Below are 19,133 nucleotides of genomic sequence, written 5' to 3' on the forward strand. Positions count from 1 at the left end.
CACCCATGAGAATGGGTGACTTTCATTGAGGGCAATGTTAGCCTTTTCCTTCAGAAGATCAAGGTAACGGGTCTCACCCATGAGAATGGGTGACTTTCATTGAGGGCACAGTTCCTTTAACGGCGTAACTGCCGCAGGGTTTACGTCTCACCCATGAAAGTAGGTGACTTTCATTGAGGGACGTTGAGCATGCGGGTCTTCACGTCATGGCGGGCCCGTGTCTCACCTGTGAGAACAGGTGACTTTCATTGTTGATACCTAAGATGGTTCCGAGGTGCTCAGAACCCAGGCTTAACACGAGAAATATGTAGGAAGAGAGATATGACGAAACATAAAGCATAGCTTCATAAATACTGATACTATAAAAAGTACAGAGTTGTTGGTTTACATTTGAAACTCACCTCAAAACCCACTTCTCTCAAAAGCATTTCGTGCGCTGCGTATAAAGCCTTTCAGACTTTATCGTAAACACAAGCAATATAAGTAGAACAATAGCGTTCTACATTAGGTTAGGAGAATTCCGTGTCAATTTCGGATAAAGCTAATATCAGCTTCGAAGATTTGAAGGAAGCATGTGCCGCTGGTGGTGCCTCAACCTTGGTTTCGGTAACAGAGCTTAAACCTGCTGCAGGAGAACATGCATCGATCGCTCCAGCTAAATTTATTGAGGACTCAAAGCCAGTATTCGCCTTCGAGACCCGATTTATTGATGGTAAAGCTGCCCGGGTGGTACTCATTGATAGTAAGCAATCACAGCTGAACCGTGCTGAAGCTGCTATTATGCAAGATATCCGTGCAAACGCCCAACCATTAGCAAACATTCCGCGCATTGAGGTTAGTTATGATGCAGGGAACGTGTATGGGGGAGATGAAGAAGGCACACTTTCTTTTACAGACTTAGAACTTCCTCACCGTTTTGCTGACGGGCACATACGCTTTGGAACTATTGAAGGTGTTTTAGCGACAGAACACGAATCCTACCGTGCTCTTCGTAATGCTACTCCTGCTGACCTAAGCGCGATACTTAGTACCACACCCGCGTCAGCTCTTTTCGGTGCTTGGGATGCTCACCGTAAGGTTCGTCAGCTACGTCTTCGGAGTGCGCTCGTGGGTGAGATTATTGGCGTTCTCGCAGATCAAGAGCATGATGGTAAAGAACAAATATCTCATCGTGGTGGTGCCCGTATAGATCCCATAGCTATGGGAATTAAAGTGGGCAAAGTTGAAAGGAAACCATCCACAGATGGTCTTGGAGGGCTCCCGCCTACGCTTGATAATGATAACTTGGGCGGGGTTTCTTGTAGCAAAATAATTCGCTCATGGGTATTAAGCTTTGCTACTCTACGTCAGCTTCGTTTTGGCAGCGATAACGAGAAAAATATCGTTGGACGGGCGCTTCTTGCTGCACTTGGCCTCGTATCCATATCGCGAGCTGAGAATGAACTATACCTTCGTGCTAACTGTGATCTCGTGGAAGCAAATTATCCACTTGTTACATTAGATGCACGGTATGGGCATAAGCGTGATCTCAACCCTATTACGACTGGTGTCGCTGACGACATACTTACGGAAGCAATAACCGAGGCAAAAAAGCTGGGAGTAGTTGATTGGAACGGTCAAATTCTTAAGGTATCTGGCAATGATGACCTTAAAGCTGCTGCATACGAAGAAGTAAAGAAGAAATAGAATGCAGGAACTTGGAATTATTGCTCGATTTCCTCTTGGAGTATATACAGGACATAAACAAGATGGTAACGCAGATACTTTTCCTGAACCGGTCCGTCTACATGCTGCTTTAGTAAGTTCAGCAGCACAGGGCAGCCTTGCTGTTACTAATGAAAAAGGAGAACTAGAACCTAGTAACGCTTCTCTTAAAGCCCTCAAATGGTTAGAGGAGAACCCGCCAGATGGAATTGAGATACCAGAGAGCCATCCAGTTCATAAAGGTTCTATTCGTTTTACGTATAGAAATACAACTAATATAACTGTAAGTTCTCGTCCTAAGGAAGGGCAAATTTCTGATGGTACTGCACTAGGAGGAAATATAGGTTGGTATTGGAAACAAGTACCTGATGATATTGCCAATACGTTAGAGCAATTATGCGATGACGTACCCTACTTAGGTGAATCCACAAGTGTTACAGTTCTTGGATCAGGTGACGTTAGCCCAAACCTGATTCTTGATCTCCAAGGTAATCCTTTAGAAGCAGTTGGGACGATGCTGCGTATTCCTGCACCAGGGCGAACTGATGCCTTGATAGAGACCTATCGCGAGAATAAACTTGTAACGTACGAGTGCTTGACTCAAGTTATGTATTCAACTCCCGAGCCTGAATACCCTGAGGTTCCTTGGAGCCGAGTTGTCCTCCTTGAAATAGAAGGTGAAGAACTTTCCCCAGAAGAACATGTTGCTCTTTGTGTTGCTCTTCATCGCGCGATTATTGCCGGTATAGGGTATGGGGCCTCTAGCTTCTTCACCGGAAAATATCCTAGGGGAGCGGAGGTACCTGCTAATAGGCTTGCTTTCCACTATATCCCTGCGCACTATATTCAGCATTTAGGTATTAAAAATTCTGTGATAGCTATTATGGTTCCGGAAAATACCTCACCGGAAGACCTCATACAGCTTGGTCGTAGTTTAAATGCTGTTCCGTATTTGTGGGGCCGTACTTTTGGTAAGCGTAAATTATATTTTGGTGGGCAAGTAGTTAATGCGCATGAATTCTGGCCTGCTGTTCAGCCTGGTTATAGGCGTCTTTGGAAGCCTCTCACCGCAATTGTGCCAGAAACCCGTCCCGTTAAAAAGAAAGATGGCGGCGCTCGTTGGACTTTGGCAGATTCTGGTTTGCTATCAATCGCATATGTTTGGCGGGATAAATTTAACACAGCTGCCAGGGGTGAACAGCGCTACCTTGAACTTCGTAACCAGGTGGAGGAGCAAAGCGACGCACAGGTTTATCATGCTCGAACTATACATACACGCCCTACAGCATATGTGCATAAAGTACCGCAGAACGTTATGCCTCAGCCTTGGCGCGGCGTGTTGTCTCTAGGGAATTTGACTAATGATCGCACCATTATTGCGCTTGGGCAATCAAGGCATCTTGGTGCAGGGCTTTTAGTTCCCTATGACGTGCCGGAAGAAGAATTTATCTATTTACAACAAGCATATAAGGAACGCAAAAATGACCAGTAATTTAGGGATTCAGCGCAGAGATTTTTCTGAATTCTTTGCGGCCCTTAATGGAGGCTATGCGCCCTTCACCTGGCAACAAGAGCTTGTAGCCCATATTGTTGAAACCGGTTCATGGCCCGATAGGATTGTGGCCCCCACAGGTGCAGGTAAATCATCTGTTGTAGACGTTCATCTTTTCGTGAATGCTTTATTTGCTTGTGGTACAGGTCCTCGTGTGCCTCGACGCTTAAACGTGGTGGTGGGTCGTCGCGCGTTGGTAGATAGCCAAGCTGACCGGGCACGGGAGATACTGCGTCAGATGACGGTGATCCTTGACAAAGAGGAGCCTCTAACGTCTCGTGAGGAAATTATTTATCGTGTTGCTCAAGCCTTGTTATCGTTCCAAGTTCATGACGATGTACGTCCCTTTGAAATCGGGCATATTCGTGGTGAGCTGAGTAACCGTTCGCTTCCCGTTAATGAGATATCGGCGTGCGCTATTATCGCGGCTACTCCGGATATGTGGGGTTCTCGTTTGTTATTCCGTGGGTACGGCAGCAGTAAGGGCGCACGTCCACGGGAAACCGCTGTTGTATCTATGGATTCAGTCATGGTTCTTGATGAGGCTCATCTGAACCAGCAGCTTCTAGTAACGGCACGTCGAATTGCGCAGCTACAAAAATATGGGGCTGATGTAGGAGTACCCACGCTTCAAGTTGTTGAAACAACCGCAACACCGTCTGAACTTGAAGAAAACCAAAACCAAATCGGCGTTGACGTTTCACAGCTGGATTCTCCTCATGATGCTGAACTTTTACGACGTATAAACTCAATCAAACGGCTGACTCGTATACCTCTTGATAAATGGAATGGTAAAGCTGAAAACACCGCTGTCATTAATAGTGCTGTTGACGAGGTACTAGGTCTTTGTAAGAAGCTGGAGCCTAATAACGCGGGACAAAGCAAGACTGTAGGGTGCATTGTTAACCATGTTGGGACTGCCGTTAAGGTTGCGGATACGCTGAAGAAAGAGAATCTTAGCGTCAAACTTATTGTGGGGCGCATGCGACCGTTTGATATGAAAAAACTGCGGGATGACCATCCTAATCTGTTTACGTGCAAAGGTGACTCTACTATTGATGTCGTGGTGGCTACACAGACTCTTGAAGTCGGTATTGACTTAGATTTCTCCTCGCTTGTCACGGAACTTGCTCCCGCTTCATCTTTGGCGCAGCGTTTTGGGCGCGTTAATCGACTGGGTAAACGAAGTGAATCCCAGATAATTGTTTTAGAGCCTGAAAGTCCTGACAAGATTAAAGATCCTGTTGTGTTACCTTATAAGGCCGAAGATTTGCGTAATGCTTATAACTGGCTGAATGATCTATCAGCGTTTGAAGATGTAAACCCTGGAACCATGCTGACTTGTACTCCGCCAGCAACGGCACCTCAGAGACTGCTGTACCAGCGCCCGGAACTAGCAGATATTCTTGAGTTTGCCCGTAGTTCTGAAACACCATATGCTGAACCCGATTTCGACCTGTGGCTGCACGATTCTTTAGAAGAGCAAATCGAGTTGGGCGGTGTAGTTGTCCGTGAACATTTACCATTAAATGATTCCGAAGCGCTGGAGCTTCTAAAAGCATTTCCACCGGTAAACGAAGAAGTCTTTCCTGCCAATATTAAGATTCTCACGAATATGTATAAAGAACTCGTCTTGGGGAATGAAGAACGGAGAAAACAAGAGAAGGAAAACCCAAATATCCGACGGAGAGCTTTCGTGTACAGAGCAGGTGAACTCGAAATTTGTTCTCCTGATATGCGCCTTCGACCGGGCGATGTGCTCGTGATAGACAAGGGCCTTGTCTTCACTACCCAGGATGTAGCCATGGAGTTAGGCAAAGCTCAAGATTCTGAAGCGCCATCTGCTGTTGTTCCAGAGGGAATTAAGTTCTTTATTTTTGATAATGACATAGAGCATGATGAACATGGATTCTTCAAAAAGTTCTGCGGTTTAACTCCAGACGAAGCTACAGAACTTTGGCAGTCTGAAATAGGAGAAACAGGAGAAGTTGTACTGTCTAGCTCTATTCACACTGACCCCCGTACTAGTGACGTAATCGCATGGTACGCCGTGGTGCAAACAGATACTACAGATGATGACTCTGACGTTCGACAAGAATGGACTCCCTCACAAGGAGCGGTCTATCTGGAAGATCATCAACATGATGTCGCTGAACGAACGAAAAAGATCGCCGAATCTGTGGAACTTCGGGAAGAATTCACCCAGGATATTATCTTTGCAGCTGAGCACCATGATGATGGTAAAGCAGATTCCAGGTTCCAAACTATGCTGGGTGGGGCACAATCTGATAAGCCACTTGCAAAAAGTGCGGTTCGAACCCGCCAAGAGATCTGGGTATCCCGCCAACGCAGCGGTATGCCCGCTGGATGGCGGCACGAACAGATGTCTGTTGCTCTGGTAGCGACCAGCCGAGCTGCAGGGGAACTGGAATGTTCAGATCTTGCGTTGAGGATTATCGGGTGCAGCCACGGGCACGGTAGAAACTCGTTCCAGCACACCGACCAAACGCTCTTAGGGGAGTGTGCGGTTCATTCCTACCAAGACACGCTTCAGCAGCAGGCGCATGAGCTTTTTCTAACTGGGCGTTGGGACGAAATTATGGAAACCACTGATAGGGAATACGGCCCCTATGCTACCGCTTATCTAGAGGCGCTAGAACGTGCCGCTGATGCTCAAATTTCACGGGAAGGACACTGATGTCTACGATTACACTCGCGGGTGACTACACGTCAGCGCTCACCCATTTTGCCCAATACGGTTTAGCCTCATTGGCTGAACAGCACCATCCTCAAGGGGTAACTCTTGGATGGACTCGCGAAGCGGTACCCAAAGCGCAGCTAACCGTAGAAGGTGCAGACGCATATACGCTCGCTGGCTATATTCATGAGTTGGCAAAACAGTTATGCGAACCGGAGAGCTGGGGTCAGATAAACAATACTTATGGAACTATGAATGTATCTCCATTTTCTCCACGAGTCGGCGAAATTTCATCTCCTTTAGATTGGAAGAGACATCAAAAAATCCGGCAAGATATGATTGATAAACTCACTCAGGAAAAAGATTATCTTTCTCTTTGTTGGATCTCATCATTAGGAGAAGCCTCTTATTGGTTTCCTGAAAAAAATAAAAAAATACCAAAAGAATACCAGCGTTTAGGTGCATCTCGCTGGGAAATGGCGGATCGCGGAGGCGGCAGGGAATTTGTACGATATCGTCTTCGTCGTATGTGCGAAGAAGTAGTCACATGGTCCACTGAAAAAATCACTAATGGGATTATTGGAACTGAGATAAACGATCCTATAGGAGGTGAGAAACTATTAACCGCAACTGGATTTACCACTCCACGAAAGACTGATGTCAGCCTGGCTCTCTTAGCCATGACTGGGATGTCATGGTTTCCAGTTATACATATGGCAAACCATTTAAGTATTACTCCTGGGGCATGGCCTTCTAACGATGTTGCTCCAGAGAATCTAGTGCTTCCCTTAAGTATCGAAAATATAAAACCAGCTAGACTGCGGACTGTTCTTCGCAGTCACACATTCGCAGATATTGTAAATTACGTATGCCATGAGGAATCTGAAACAGGCGTATCTGATACTAGGGAAATCCTTAAAGCATATGGATCTAGGGAGCAGCTTAAAGCTCATGGCATGGATGCAGTTGTAAGGTTCCCAGTTAAAACTGTGAAAACTGCATCAAACGCTTATAGGTATATCCAAGAAGGGAAACTGGTGCCACTGTGATCTCCACAAACGAGAGCTATTTACCTATCTCCCTAGTAGCTCAAACAGTGTACTGTCCTCGCCGGGCATGGCTAGAAGCAAATGGTGAGAAAACAGATACCTCTCAGATGCAGCATGGGTATTTGGCACATAAAAATGTGGATGACCCCAAAACATCACGAAGCAGACAACGTCGTTCTGTTCTTATTCGTTCGGATTCTTTAGGACTGAGTGGTAAATGCGACGCTATAGAGCTTGAGGAAGATGGAACGCTTCGGGTAGTTGAATATAAATCAACTCCTGTGCGAAAGAACCCTCAAATCACTGAAGCGAATCGCGTTCAGCTTGCCCTCCAAGGGATCTGCTTGGAAGAGTCAGGGGAAAGTGTTAGCGAATTTTCGGTACATTTTACCGATCATAACAAAACTATTGCGGTTGAGCTCTCTGAAGACGATTTTGCCCTAGCACGAGACTATGTAGAACAGACGCATAAGATCGTTGAATCTGAACATGCGCCAAAACCGTTAGAGGATTCTCCAAAGTGTAGCTGGTGTTCGCATGTCAGTGTTTGTTTGCCGGATGAACATTTTGGGCGTGCATCGACTCAGAAAATTGTGCCTTCAAAACCAGACAGTCAGGTTGCTCACCTAACTGTTCAAGGTTCACGTGCCACAATAAAACAGGGTAGACTGATTGTTCAGTCAAAAGGTGAACAGCTTGGCGATATCCCCCTAGAGAGAATCCACAGTGTAGTAGTTCATGGAAATATCGATATTTCATCTGCGCTATTACGGGAACTCATGTGGCGTAACTCTCACCTGTGAGAACAGGTGACTTTCATTGAGGGCAAAGCGCGAACAAAACTCCGTGCACGCGGTAAAAATGTCTCACCTGTGAGAACAGGTGACTTTCATTGAGGGGACTACCCGAAATTCATGGGCATCACAAAGAAAAGGTCTCACCTGTGAGAACAGGTGACTTTCGCTAAAGAGAGAAGATGCCCCGTCTCATCGCCCATGAGACGGGGCATCTTTGCAGTAAAGGTAGATACTAATCGATAGCGTCGAAATCGACTACATCAAACCCGAGAATTCCTTCGGATGCGCTCACCACCGGCTTATCGCGCACCACGTGCCGGTTTGCAATCCAGTTGCGGAACGACTCTTCATCCTGCCAGTGAGTCATCGCAAAATATTCGGTACCGCCACTGGTGGGGCGCAGTAGCTCAAAGCTCAGGAACCCGGGAACTTCATTGAGCTTTTCGTTGTTGTTCTTGAACCGGCGCTCCAGCTCCTCGCCCATACCTTCCTGCACGCTGAGCTTATTAATCTTGACAACTGCCATGCTATTCCTCCGTTGGTTTTATGGCTTATAGTTAGGGGTGCCTGATGACGGCTTTAGTTTTAGCATAGGGCACACCGCGTCTCGATAATAGATGCGCACTATTTATGACGTTATTTTGCCTGTCTCGCAGTATCGCAAGTGCTGCCAAACAGTGATCCGCGCCCTATAGTGACTACGGCTGGAACGCCTCAATTACCTATACTCCGGCAAACGGAACATCATCTCCTGCGCAACAGTCGCCACCAACTTACCTTCGCGCGTAAAAATCGATCCCCGAGCGAGCATCCGACCGCCCTGCGCCGTGGGGGAGTCCATGACATACAGCAACCACTCATCCGCACGTGCCTCACGATGAAACCACATCGCATGGTCCAAAGAGGCCGACTTCATGCCCTGTTCAAGCCAAAACTTGCCATGCCTGCGCAGCGCTGGTTCTAGGGGAAGATAATCCGAAGCATACGCAATTGCCGCCCGATGCATCGCATCCGAAACCGGGGCGCCCGAAGCATCAACTAGCGGATCGAAAGTCTTAAACCACACCGTGGCAACCGGTTCCTGCGAGCTTGAATCCGGGGCAGTATACAGGTGCGGGCTCACATACCGAATATCAATTGGGCGTTCCCAAGCAACTGCCTGCGCTACTGGATGCGCCACCTCGCCAATGTAGTCGCTCACGCTTGGCAGCCCCTCGGGACCGGGAACCTGCGGCATCTCAACAGCCGTATGCTCGGGGCCGCGACTGGGTTTTTGAAATGATGCAATCGCAGAGAAAATGGGAATATCGTCCTGAAGCGCCTGAACCCGGCGAGTCGCAAAAGAACGCCCATTATTGAGCCTTTGTGAGGTAAAAATAAGCTCTTTCGTAATATCACCGGGGTGCAAAAAATATGCATGAATCGAATGCAACACCTTATCGCTAACAGTATTATCAGCCGCCATAATGGCCTGAGCGAGCACCTGCCCGCCATAAGTGCGCGGGGTCTCGCGTGTTAGCGTCACAGCGGTAAAAGCGTCGTCACCGCCCACCGACTCAGCGGGGGTCAGGTTCAGCATGGTCATCAAGTTCTGGGTGGGGGTGGGCTTCGTCATTCTTTAATTCTGACACGAAGGGGTAAAGTTGAGGATGATTTATCGGAGAAAATATGCGAGCGAGAGGCAAAACATGACTGATGACCTACACACACCTGACGCAGCATCTCTGCTAGAACCGGAACCGCAAGAACCTCCACGCTCTACCACAACCAACACCCGGCGTATAGACCTCAAATACAATCCGCACGAAGGCATCGACGAACCCTACTTTATCTTCCCCAACAACCAGCAAGGTATAGCCGCCGCTGCCGACCTCAGCACCTATATTTCACGCGCACGTTCCCTCGATACCCATGCGGCAATACGCCTTACCGCCCGTGGGAGTGTGCTTGCCGTTTTCGCATGCTCTCTCGCCCCCGAAACCATGCTGGATAACACCCCCACCATTCTGGGTATGCGCGCCCTCAACCTCGCGAAGCCATCAACCCTTGATATTGTGGTAGATTCAGCCGCCCTGCTCGAACGCCTGGCGCGCATTGAAGAATCCGAGATGGTGCTGTATCTGCCGCCCGTCACCGTACACACCGAATGGGCTGGGAAAGCCGCACCCCTGCAAGGATGGGAAAAACTAGGAACCATAGACGCAGACGAGTTCCGCCGCGCCAGCCGTGAAGGACTTACCGCCGTCGAAAAAGCACTCCCCGAAAACCCCGGTGCCGCAGTGCTCACTACCGTGCGAACCCGTATCTGGTCATCACCCATGGTGCTTGAGCACCTACCGGAGTTTGACCGAGCCCCTATACCTACAGGCGTAGCTTTCGCCCTGCAGGTCTTCGGATTCCTTCCCGAAACCTTCACCGGTGAGCTCGCTATATATGCCGCCCGTACTGGTTCTGACGGATGGATACGCATTGCCGCCCCCGGCGGGCATGTGCTGGTGCGTTCGGGCTCGGGAGCGCTCGCATGAGTTATTCTGCGAATCAGCCGGGTGAGCAGGTCAGCATTTACGACCAGGTGGGTGGCGAGGAAACCTTCGATAAGCTCACCCGCAGGTTCTATGCGCTCGTGAAGGCCGATCCCGAGTTTTCCGCCATGTACCCGGATTTTGACCCTTTTCCACCTGAGCACCTCACAGAGGAACAGACCGCCGAGATTGAAGCGAACGATACTGACCATTTCGATGCATCGGCGCGGCGGCTGAAAATGTTCCTGATTCAGTATTTTGGTGGGCCTAGCACCTACCAGGAGCAGCGAGGTCACCCGCGTTTGCGCATCCGGCATAACCCGTACCCGATCGGTGCGAAGGAACGCGATACTTGGCTGAAGTATATGCGGCAGGCAATGGATACCCTTGATCTTCCGATGATGATTGATGCGACTATGTGGGACTATTTCGAGCGTGCGGCACGTGCCATGCAGAACCGGGCATAGTTCAAGACAGCATTGCATTTCAGACGTTGCTTTTATAGGTTGTAACAATGCGCATTGTCTCTTACAGCCCTATATATCGGGAAGCTCTTCTGGATATTTCACTTCGCGCCTGGGGATCCGTTTTTCCGCGGATGCACAACGACGTCCCCGAGTTCGTCTATGATGCGTTCTACCCTCAAGGGTGGCAGCAGCGGCAGCTCAGCGATTTAGAGGAAGTGCTCGATCAGGAGCCTCAGAATGTGTCTGTTGCCCTTGATGATGAGCACCCTGTCGGTTGGGTCTGCACGCGCATCCATCCTGAGGATCAGATGGGTGAGATTTATGTGATTGCTGTCGGTCCCGAGTATCAGCGGCGCGGCGTGGGGCAACGGCTCATGGAGCACGCCTATGCGCTGAGTAAAGACGCCGGGATGCGCATGGTGATGGTCGAAACCGGCGGCGATTCGGGACACGCACCGGCCCGAGCGCTCTATGAGTCCGAAGGATTTGTTCGCTGGCCCGTTGCTCGGTATTTCAAGGATCTTAGCGGATAGAACTGTTGCTCAAAAACAATAATTCTCAAGACCCACCTGGCTCAATGTAACCCATGGGCGCTAAAAAAGGTTCTTGATGTGAAATAAGCGTAATTTTCGCCGTTTGTTTCACATCAAGAACCTTTTTATATAGGTTGGGGGGGGCAGGCTAGGGGATTATTACCCTAAACGTCAGCCGCCTGAACCTTTAAGGCACGAGCCACGCCGTCGCGCGCCTCCGCAATCTGTCGTCGCAGCGCCGCCGCATCCTCAGGCAAAGACGCTAAATAGGTTTCGGTGCGTTCCAGTAGTTCGGCGGTGGGCTCCGAAGGGTACATGCCTCCGATAATCTGCATCGAAATCTCGTGTGACCGCGAACGCCAAATACCCTCAATTAGCTCAAAATACGGTTCAATGTACGGCGCAATGAGCTCGGGCTCGCCCGATTTGAAACCGAAAATGGCGTAGCGCTGAATCATATTAGACAGCTCGCCGGTCACCATAATCTTGTTCCAGTACTCGGCTTTTACCTGCTCACTCGGCTGAGACGCATATGCCTGAGCCGCATACTGCTGACCGGTTGCCGTGTTATCGTTCGCCGCCTCAGCATCGATCTGCGCGGCGCTCACACGACCACCCGTCGCCAGGCGGCAGATCAGGGTCCACCGCAAATCGGTGTCAATCTCCAAACCGTCCAGCACAATATCGCCCTCAAAAAGCCGCTGCACAATCTCATACTGCGCCTCGGTTCGGGTCTGATTCACAAACGCCTGAACCAGCTGCAACTGTGAGTCTGAATCCGGCTGAGCGGCGCAAGCCAACGACCACAGGCGATCGGCGGCGCGTTCACGAGTTTCATCCCTAAACTCAGGATTAACAAAGGAACGCAGAGCAATGGAGAGGTTACCCAGCTGGGTTCGCAGCGCAGTCGAATTAGTCTCTTTGCCGATATTATTGAGCACAAATTCCACATACTGCCGTGCGGGCATCTGGGCGTCACGCACAGTATCCCAGAGGGAACCCCAGACCACGCCGCGAGCCACCGACGAGTCGATGTCGCCCAGATGCTTCACCGCAGTATCAATAGAACGCTCATCCAGGCGAACCTTGGCAAACGCCAAATCTTCATCATTGAGCAGAATCAGGTCGGGGCGTTTCTTGCCTACGGCCTCGGCAACCTCGGTCAGCTCGCCGTCAATATCCAGCTCAATGCGGTCGGTGCGAGACAGCTTTCCGTCTGTCAGATTGTAGAAACCGATAACTACGCGATGCGGGCGCAGCGTCTCATAACCGGCAGCATAGGATTGACGAATACCCAGAGAAGTAATATTGCCCTCGGCATCATCAGTGACCTCGACCGTAAGCGTGTTGACCCCGGCGGTTTCAAGCCACTTGGCACTCCATGCGCGTACATCACGGCCGGAAGTCTCTTCCAGCTCGGAAAGCAGGTCGTCAAGAACCGTGTTACCCCAAGCATGCTTGTCAAAATACTTCTTCAAAGCCGCCATAAAGTTTTCCTGACCAACCCACGCAACCATCTGCCGCAACACCGATGCACCCTTCGCGTAGGTAATGCCGTCAAAGTTCACCTGCACATCATGAAGGTCACGAATCTCAGCCACAATTGGGTGGGTTGAGGAGAGCTGATCCTGCCTATACGCCCAGGTCTTCTCCGAAGCAGAGAACGTAGCCCATGCTTCCTGTGCGTAGCGGGTATTCTCAGCCGCAGCCAGTGTAGACATAAACTCGGCAAATGACTCGTTCAGCCACAGGTCATTCCACCACTTCATGGTGACCAAATCACCAAACCACATATGCGCAAGCTCGTGAAGTATCGTAATAGCGCGGCGCTCACGCAGCGCCTCTGCAACCTTGGAACGGAACACATAGGTTTCAAGATAGGTTACGCACCCTGCGTTTTCCATAGCACCCGCATTGAATTCGGGGACGAAGAGCTGATCGTACTTCTCGAAAGGATACGGTGTCTTGAACTGCTTCTCATAAAATTCGAAGCCCTGGCGAGTCAGCTCAAAAATATCGTCCGCATCCACATAGGGCATCAGCGATTTACGCGCGTAGACTCCCAGCGGAATAACACGCCCCTCAGAATTCGTCAGTTCGCTCGTAACCTTTTCATACGGGCCCGCCACGATGGCTGTAATGTACGAAGACATACGCGGGGTAGGCTTGAAATACCATGTTTGCGCCCGACCGCAGCCGCAGTCCTTGGGCTCAATCTTTACTTCGGGCTGGTTAGAAACCACAACCCAGTGCGAAGGAACACGAACGCTGAACTCAAACTCGGCCTTCAAATCTGGCTGCTCAAATACAGGGAAAACACGGCGAGAATCCGGAACCTCGAACTGTGAGTACAGATAAATTTCACCGTCCGCCGGGTCCACAAAACGGTGCAAACCTTCACCGGTATTTGTATAGAACATTTCTGCATCGATCTTCAGAACGTTCTGCGCTGCAAGATTCGGCAGAGCAATGCGCTCCCCATCGGCAAGAGCAGGATCAAGCCGCTCGCCGTTTAATTCAATCGAATTTACCTGAGAGGTAATAGCGTCAATAAACGTGGATGCGCCAGGCTCAGCATCGAACCGAATCTCAACAATCGACGAGAAAACATCTTTGTCTGTGCGAAGGTCGAGATCAACACGGTAGGTGTGAACCCGCTTAATAATTCCCGCACGCTCAATCGCCTCATCGCGGGTTAAATTTAGACCGGGCATGATTCCCTTTCTCGATATGTGTTTATAAATCTTCCTGTAGTGTTTTGCAGCGAACCTACCAGGAGAAACAGCGCAAAACTAAGTTCAAGAATATGGGCATCAAACAAACTCAGATATGTGTATATGCCCCCGACAAAAAGTGCCTAGTACCACAGTCTAACGCATCCTGTCAGAGAGCACATTATTACTCATCACATGCGCAAAATACGTGCCGATGGTAAGGGCAGGCGTGGGCAGAAAAATATGTGCCGAAATAATACCTGCCATTGCCCCGATACCGGTTACAGGAATAAGTTTAAATTCGCTACAGTTATAGAGACACAACAGCTGAGGGCGCCCAGAATAGAGACGACTATCGCCGTGCACATTTCGGGAAGCCAGTCCACCACTCACTGCAAAGATATTAAATATCCACGCTGTGAGCGCCACGGAACACCATCAGGAGAACCCCTTGCGCGTACATATCGCCACCGACCATGCAGGTCTTGAGACGAGTCAATACCTGATCGAACAGCTCACCGCAGCAGGATACGACATGATTGATCACGGGCCCCAAGAGTACGATCCGCTGGATGATTACCCAAGTTTCTGCATTAACGCCGCCCTTGCCGTTAAACGAGACCGTGATCAGGGGCTTGACTCACTGGGCATCGTCCTAGGCGGTTCTGGCAATGGTGAGCAGATTGCCGCTAATAAAGTAGAAGGAATTCGCGCCGCCCTTGCCTGGAATCACGATACCGCCGCCCTTGCCCGCCAACACAATAATGCCCAGGTCATTGCGGTCGGTGGTCGTCAGCACAGCAACGAAGAGGCGCTAGAGATTATCAAGGTTTTCCTCTCTACCCCGTGGACGAACGAAGAACGTCACGCCCGCCGCATCGGTCAGGTTGCCGAATACGAGCGAACCGGTCGGATTGAAGGCAAGCATATCGACGTATAGCAGCGTAGGTTAGTAAACCACAATTTGCGGCAGCAGCGTACCCCGAAACATCGGGGAATAATAAATGCCGCTGCATTCGCCGTTTAGTTTATAGGTATATGAAACACCCCAACGCGCCTTCCGAATGATATGCGGTGTACCGTATTAAAGGTGCGGCTTCTAAAGTTTAGGCTCCAGACGCATGCACCAAAATACAACCACAGAAACGCACTCGCAGGAGAATCCCCATGCCCGAAGGACACTCAATACATCGTATCGCCCGTCAACTCAACGATGTTTTCACGGGGGAGAGCGTGCGAGTCTCAAGTCCACAGGGGCGTTATACGGATGGTGCAGCCCTTCTTGACGGAGCCAGCATTCTCAACGCATATGCGCACGGTAAGCATCTTTTCGTGCCCTTCAACAATGAGTTGACCCTCAACGTGCACCTTGGCATTTATGGCAACTGGAGCTTTGGAGGGGACGAAACTTTTACGGGCGCGTCCAGCATAGGCGCACCCCGTAAGATCGGCGAAAAAGAATATACGGCGGGGGAGGCCGAAGAATATACCGGACCGCCCGCGCCGAAAGGCACTACCCGGTGCCGCATCGTTTCAGAACACGGTTGGGCTGACCTCGTTGGTCCCACTATCTGCCGAACCTTAAACCCAGACGAAGTTGCCCAGGTACGCGCCAAACTTGGGCCAGATCCTCTCAACACCGATGCAAATCCCGAACGTTTCTATGCCGCAGCCCGCAAAAGCTCAAGGCCTATCGGTGTGATCCTCATGGATCAGGCCGCTATCTCAGGCGTGAGCAATATTTTTCGTGCCGAATCGCTTTACCGCCAAGAAATAGATCCTCTTCGCCCCGGTAAGACTCTCACCGATGATGAGCTGAGTAGACTCTGGGAAGATAACAAACATCTGCTCACCATCGGAGTGCGTGTCGGCCGCATCATCACCACCGAGCAGAAGGACCGCCCGGGAATCCATGAAACCGAAGCCTGGCCTGAGCATGCTAACTACGTTTACCAGCATCACGGAGAACCCTGCCCCCGATGCGGCACCACCATTCGTATGGAGGAAATAGCGGGCCGCAAACTCTATTGGTGCCCTGGATGCCAGAAATAGCGTTAGCTGCTATCTCCGCAAACGATGCGCGCCGAACTTGACAGTCTCCAGCACAGGCAGGTAATCTTATCTAGTTCTTGCGGGGATGTAGCTTAATGGTAAAGCCTCAGTCTTCCAAACTGATGACGCGGGTTCGATTCCCGTCATCCCCTCGGTATATATAAAACGCCTTGGTGCTTCGCACTGGGGCGTTTTCCTTATTCCGAGGATCTGAGACGGGAATCGCTGACGGGCACGGATTTGGTGCCTCGTTTGCTCGGAATTTGTACCCTTCAGCTCGTCATCCCCTCTCGGGAATAAAAACTCTTAGTGTTTTCGCGCTGGGGTGTTTTTCCTGAGAGGCCAAAACGGGGATCTCTTACAGGTTTTTAATCTCTCACCAAAGAGCCGATTGTATCCATCCTGGTATTGAATTAGAAAAATTCCTGAATACAAGGAGCCTATTTAACGCGGCAATCCGATGAGACTGGGACGTGCAGAAGCATCTGAATAAGCCAGCATGCATGATAGATGGGCGTACTCAGATCATTCCTCAGAAAGACTTAAGGTTTTCGTGTTCTAAATTAGACATTCGAATGTTAGGCATTTATCCTTGTACACGGTAAACTTAAAAACCGAATGCCTAAAAGCATTCGCGTTTCACGGGGCGTGGCGTAGCTTGGCTAACGCGCCTGCTTTGGGAGCAGGAGATCGCAGGTTCGAATCCTGTCGCCCCGACGTGAAGCGGGCGTCGCATATGCGGCGCCCTTTTCCAGTAACCAACTGCGGTTCACAGGCTTGTGCCGCATTCGACTATATGAGGAGAACACGGACGTGAAGACCGCCGTCGAGAAGCTCAACCCGACCCTCGCGAAGATCGAGGTCGAGGTTCCCTTCGCAGAGTTCAAGTCCTACCTGGACCGCACCTACAAGAACCTGGCTCAGCAGATTAACGTTCCTGGGTTCCGTAAGGGCAAGCTGCCTAAGCAGCTCATTGAGCAGCGCACAGGTTACGACTACATTGTCGAAGCATCTCTGAACGACGCCTTGAACGACTTCTACTCACAGGCATTGGGTGAGAATGAGCTCTCCCCGCTGGCGCAGCCCGAACTTGATGTGCAGAGCCAGCCCACGGTGAACGACCGTGAAGCAGACGTGAAGCTGAACATCACCGTGACTGTTCGTCCTGAAATCGAGCTTCCCAACTATGAGGGTATCGAGGTTGAGGTTGACGAAATCAAGGTTACTGCAGAAGACGAAGAGCAGGCTCTCGAAGCTCTGCGTGAGCGTTTTGGTACCTTGAAGAACGTTGAGCGTCCCGCAGCCAAGAATGATTTTGTCACCATTGACATCACCGCTGAAATCGATGGTCAGGAAATTGACGCAGCAAACGACCTGTCTTACCAGATCGGTTCCGGCACCATGGTGGACGGTATTGATGAGGCCCTGATCGGTCTGTCTGCAGGCGAAGATGCAACTTTCGAGACCACGCTTTCCGGCGGCGATCACGCGGGGGAGGACGCAACCATTAAGGTGAAACTCTCCGCCGTTAAGGAGCGTGAGCTTCCTGAGGTTGACGATGAGTTCGCGCAGCTTGCTTCTGAGTTCGATACTGTTGATGAGCTTAAAGCAGACATGAAGAACCAGGTTGCCGAGGCCAAGGTCTCCGAGCAGGGCGCACAGGCACGCGATAAGGTGCTGGCTAAGCTCATTGAGATGATTGAGGTTCCCGTACCTGAAAAGGTTATTGAAGAACAGCTGGAGCAGCACTTCAACAACCCCGAAGCCGGTGAAGACCACGATACCGAAGAGCACCGTCAGGAAGTTCGTGAGAACACCGAGACCGCCTTTAAGAATGAGATGGTGCTTGATGCTATTGCTGATGCTGAAGAAGTTGAAGTAAACCAGAATGAGATGATCAACTACATCATCACCATGAGCTCGCAGTACGGCATGGATCCGAACCAGTTCGCACAGATGCTTGACGGTTCCGGCCAGGCCGGAATGCTTGTGGGCGAGGTACGCCGCTCCAAGGCTCTAGGCGAAGTTCTTAAGAAGGCTGTCGTCAAAGACACTAAGGGTAAGGCTGTAGACCTTTCCAAGTTCCTCTCTGAAGGTGAAGAAGACGAGAAGTAGTCCTTCTCTCCGCAGATACCTATAACGGATGCGGGCGTGCATGCGCAGGAAAGAATCCTGCGGTGCACGCCCGCATTGTTGTGTTAAGTTTTGGCACACGCTCCAACAGCGGAAATGGATATGATGTGCTGAGGGCTGAGTGACGTTCGCCCTTTGGCGAACTACGGCGAAACTCCGCCCGAATACAGCCATGACCCGGTATTGTAGTAGCAATGAATATTTTCACGGGCCCGTATGGTAGGGAGCGCGTGAAACCCATCGAGAAGAAGAGGGAAGATGTCTAGCTACATGCCTCTGCCTGTTGGATCTGGGAATAACACCCCGACTATGGCTGCTAACCCCGTCACAGGGCAGGAAGATTACGTCTATAATCGCCTGCTTAAGGAACGTATTATTTGGCTGGGGTCTGAAGTAAGGGACTCAAACGCAAACTTAATTTGTTCACAGATGTTGTTGCTATCGGCTGAAGATCCCGAGGCAGATATTTACCTGTACATTAACTCTCCCGGTGGCTCGGTGACCGCTGGCATGGCTATTTACGACACAATGCAGCTCATTCCGAATGACGTGGTGACCGTAGTAACCGGTATGGCTGCATCTATGGGACAGTTCCTTCTGACAGCAGGTGCCATGGGCAAACGTTATGCGACCCCCAATGCCCGAATCCTGATGCACCAGCCGCTTGGTGGTATTGGTGGTACCGCATCTGACATCCGTACTCAAGCAGAACTCATCTTAGATATGAAAAAACGTCTGGCAGAGATCACGGCTGAACGTACCGGTAAAAGCCTTGAGACCATTCTGAAAGACAATGACCGTGATAACTGGTTTACCGCTGAAGAGGGCTTGGAATACGGCTTCTTCGATCACATCGCACTATCCACTGGCGGTAATCTGACCGCCGAGGGTAAGTAAAGAGGGGAAATACAC

16 protein-coding genes and 2 tRNA genes are annotated in these 19,133 nt (G+C 50.3%); 14 read left to right on the forward strand and 4 right to left on the reverse strand.

The annotated features are described in order from the left end of the window. The first annotated feature begins 522 nt into the window (after positions 1-522). Genes cas7u through cas4 form a run of 5 tightly spaced genes read left to right on the forward strand, consistent with a single transcriptional unit; the run spans position 523 to position 7,806 of the window. Positions 523-1,686: a type I-G CRISPR-associated RAMP protein Csb1/Cas7g gene (gene cas7u / locus HMPREF2554_RS05815; protein WP_013399224.1), complete on the forward strand. Its 1,164-nt coding sequence runs from the start codon at positions 523-525 to the stop codon at positions 1,684-1,686. A 1-nt stretch (position 1,687) separates the two neighbouring features. Beyond that, entirely contained in the window at positions 1,688-3,196 is a 1,509-nt protein-coding gene (gene csb2 / locus HMPREF2554_RS05820; protein WP_013399223.1) for a type I-G CRISPR-associated protein Csb2, read from the forward strand. Further along, positions 3,186-5,954: a type I-G CRISPR-associated helicase/endonuclease Cas3g gene (gene cas3u, locus HMPREF2554_RS05825; protein ID WP_013399222.1), complete on the forward strand. Its 2,769-nt coding sequence runs from the start codon at positions 3,186-3,188 to the stop codon at positions 5,952-5,954. The genes csb2 and cas3u overlap by 11 nt, the downstream gene beginning before the upstream one ends. Continuing rightward, complete coding sequence (locus HMPREF2554_RS05830) at positions 5,954-7,003, forward strand: hypothetical protein (RefSeq protein WP_013399221.1); 1,050 nt, start codon at positions 5,954-5,956, stop codon at positions 7,001-7,003. Before cas3u ends, HMPREF2554_RS05830 begins: the two co-directional genes overlap by 1 nt. Beyond that, positions 7,000-7,806, forward strand: a complete 807-nt coding sequence (cas4, locus tag HMPREF2554_RS05835; RefSeq protein ID WP_013399220.1) for a CRISPR-associated protein Cas4 — start codon at positions 7,000-7,002, stop codon at positions 7,804-7,806. Before HMPREF2554_RS05830 ends, cas4 begins: the two co-directional genes overlap by 4 nt. 226 nt (positions 7,807-8,032) lie before the next feature. Here the strand turns inward: cas4 and HMPREF2554_RS05840 are convergent, their stop codons facing one another. Next, positions 8,033-8,326 (reverse strand): antibiotic biosynthesis monooxygenase family protein, encoded by a 294-nt coding sequence (locus HMPREF2554_RS05840; RefSeq protein ID WP_013399219.1) that lies wholly within the window; start codon positions 8,324-8,326, stop codon positions 8,033-8,035. Between the two features lie 192 nt (positions 8,327-8,518). Further along, a complete protein-coding gene (locus tag HMPREF2554_RS05845; RefSeq protein WP_070554359.1) occupies positions 8,519-9,415 on the reverse strand; it encodes an acyl-CoA thioesterase in 897 nt (298 codons plus the stop codon). Positions 9,416-9,488: 73 nt separating this feature from the next. Here HMPREF2554_RS05845 and HMPREF2554_RS05850 point away from each other — a divergent pair, with 73 nt between their 5' ends. Genes HMPREF2554_RS05850 through HMPREF2554_RS05860 form a run of 3 tightly spaced genes read left to right on the forward strand, consistent with a single transcriptional unit; the run spans position 9,489 to position 11,322 of the window. Next, a complete protein-coding gene (locus HMPREF2554_RS05850; RefSeq protein ID WP_246826020.1) occupies positions 9,489-10,325 on the forward strand; it encodes a DUF8185 domain-containing protein in 837 nt (278 codons plus the stop codon). Further along, positions 10,322-10,789 (forward strand): globin domain-containing protein, encoded by a 468-nt coding sequence (locus HMPREF2554_RS05855; RefSeq protein WP_013399216.1) that lies wholly within the window; start codon positions 10,322-10,324, stop codon positions 10,787-10,789. The genes HMPREF2554_RS05850 and HMPREF2554_RS05855 overlap by 4 nt, the downstream gene beginning before the upstream one ends. A gap of 47 nt (positions 10,790-10,836) precedes the next feature. Then, positions 10,837-11,322, forward strand: coding sequence for a GNAT family N-acetyltransferase (locus HMPREF2554_RS05860; protein ID WP_070554363.1), 486 nt, complete (start codon positions 10,837-10,839; stop codon positions 11,320-11,322). Between the two features lie 164 nt (positions 11,323-11,486). On the opposite strand, the gene pepN is transcribed toward HMPREF2554_RS05860, so the two are convergent. After that, the gene (gene pepN / locus HMPREF2554_RS05865) at positions 11,487-14,036 is read right to left on the reverse strand and encodes an aminopeptidase N (protein WP_070554365.1); all 2,550 of its coding nucleotides are present in this window, start codon (positions 14,034-14,036) and stop codon (positions 11,487-11,489) included. A 156-nt stretch (positions 14,037-14,192) separates the two neighbouring features. Then, on the reverse strand, positions 14,193-14,429 hold the full coding sequence (locus HMPREF2554_RS05870; protein WP_141744370.1) for a hypothetical protein: 237 nt from the start codon (positions 14,427-14,429) through the stop codon (positions 14,193-14,195). Between the two features lie 58 nt (positions 14,430-14,487). Between HMPREF2554_RS05870 and HMPREF2554_RS05875 the strand changes: the two genes are divergently transcribed. The 6 genes from HMPREF2554_RS05875 to HMPREF2554_RS05900 all read left to right on the forward strand — a co-directional run bounded on the left by HMPREF2554_RS05875 (position 14,488) and on the right by HMPREF2554_RS05900 (position 19,118). Beyond that, the gene (locus HMPREF2554_RS05875; protein WP_070554370.1) at positions 14,488-14,976 is read left to right on the forward strand and encodes a ribose-5-phosphate isomerase; all 489 of its coding nucleotides are present in this window, start codon (positions 14,488-14,490) and stop codon (positions 14,974-14,976) included. Between the two features lie 227 nt (positions 14,977-15,203). Further along, positions 15,204-16,088, forward strand: coding sequence for an Fpg/Nei family DNA glycosylase (locus tag HMPREF2554_RS05880; protein ID WP_070554372.1), 885 nt, complete (start codon positions 15,204-15,206; stop codon positions 16,086-16,088). Between the two features lie 81 nt (positions 16,089-16,169). Then, positions 16,170-16,240: transfer RNA gene (locus tag HMPREF2554_RS05885), tRNA-Gly, on the forward strand. Positions 16,241-16,730: 490 nt separating this feature from the next. Continuing rightward, positions 16,731-16,805 (forward strand) — tRNA-Pro (locus tag HMPREF2554_RS05890). Between the two features lie 96 nt (positions 16,806-16,901). Then, a complete protein-coding gene (gene tig / locus HMPREF2554_RS05895) occupies positions 16,902-18,203 on the forward strand; it encodes a trigger factor (protein WP_041321805.1) in 1,302 nt (433 codons plus the stop codon). Positions 18,204-18,479: 276 nt separating this feature from the next. Next, positions 18,480-19,118 carry an ATP-dependent Clp protease proteolytic subunit gene (locus tag HMPREF2554_RS05900; protein ID WP_041321804.1) on the forward strand — a complete coding sequence of 213 codons (639 nt, stop codon included), beginning with the start codon at positions 18,480-18,482 and terminating at the stop codon, positions 19,116-19,118. Positions 19,119-19,133: the final 15 nt, after the last annotated feature.

Origin of the sequence: Rothia sp. HMSC071F11 (assembly GCF_001809115.1) — a bacterium.
Classification (GTDB): Bacteria; Actinomycetota; Actinomycetes; order Actinomycetales; family Micrococcaceae; genus Rothia; species Rothia dentocariosa.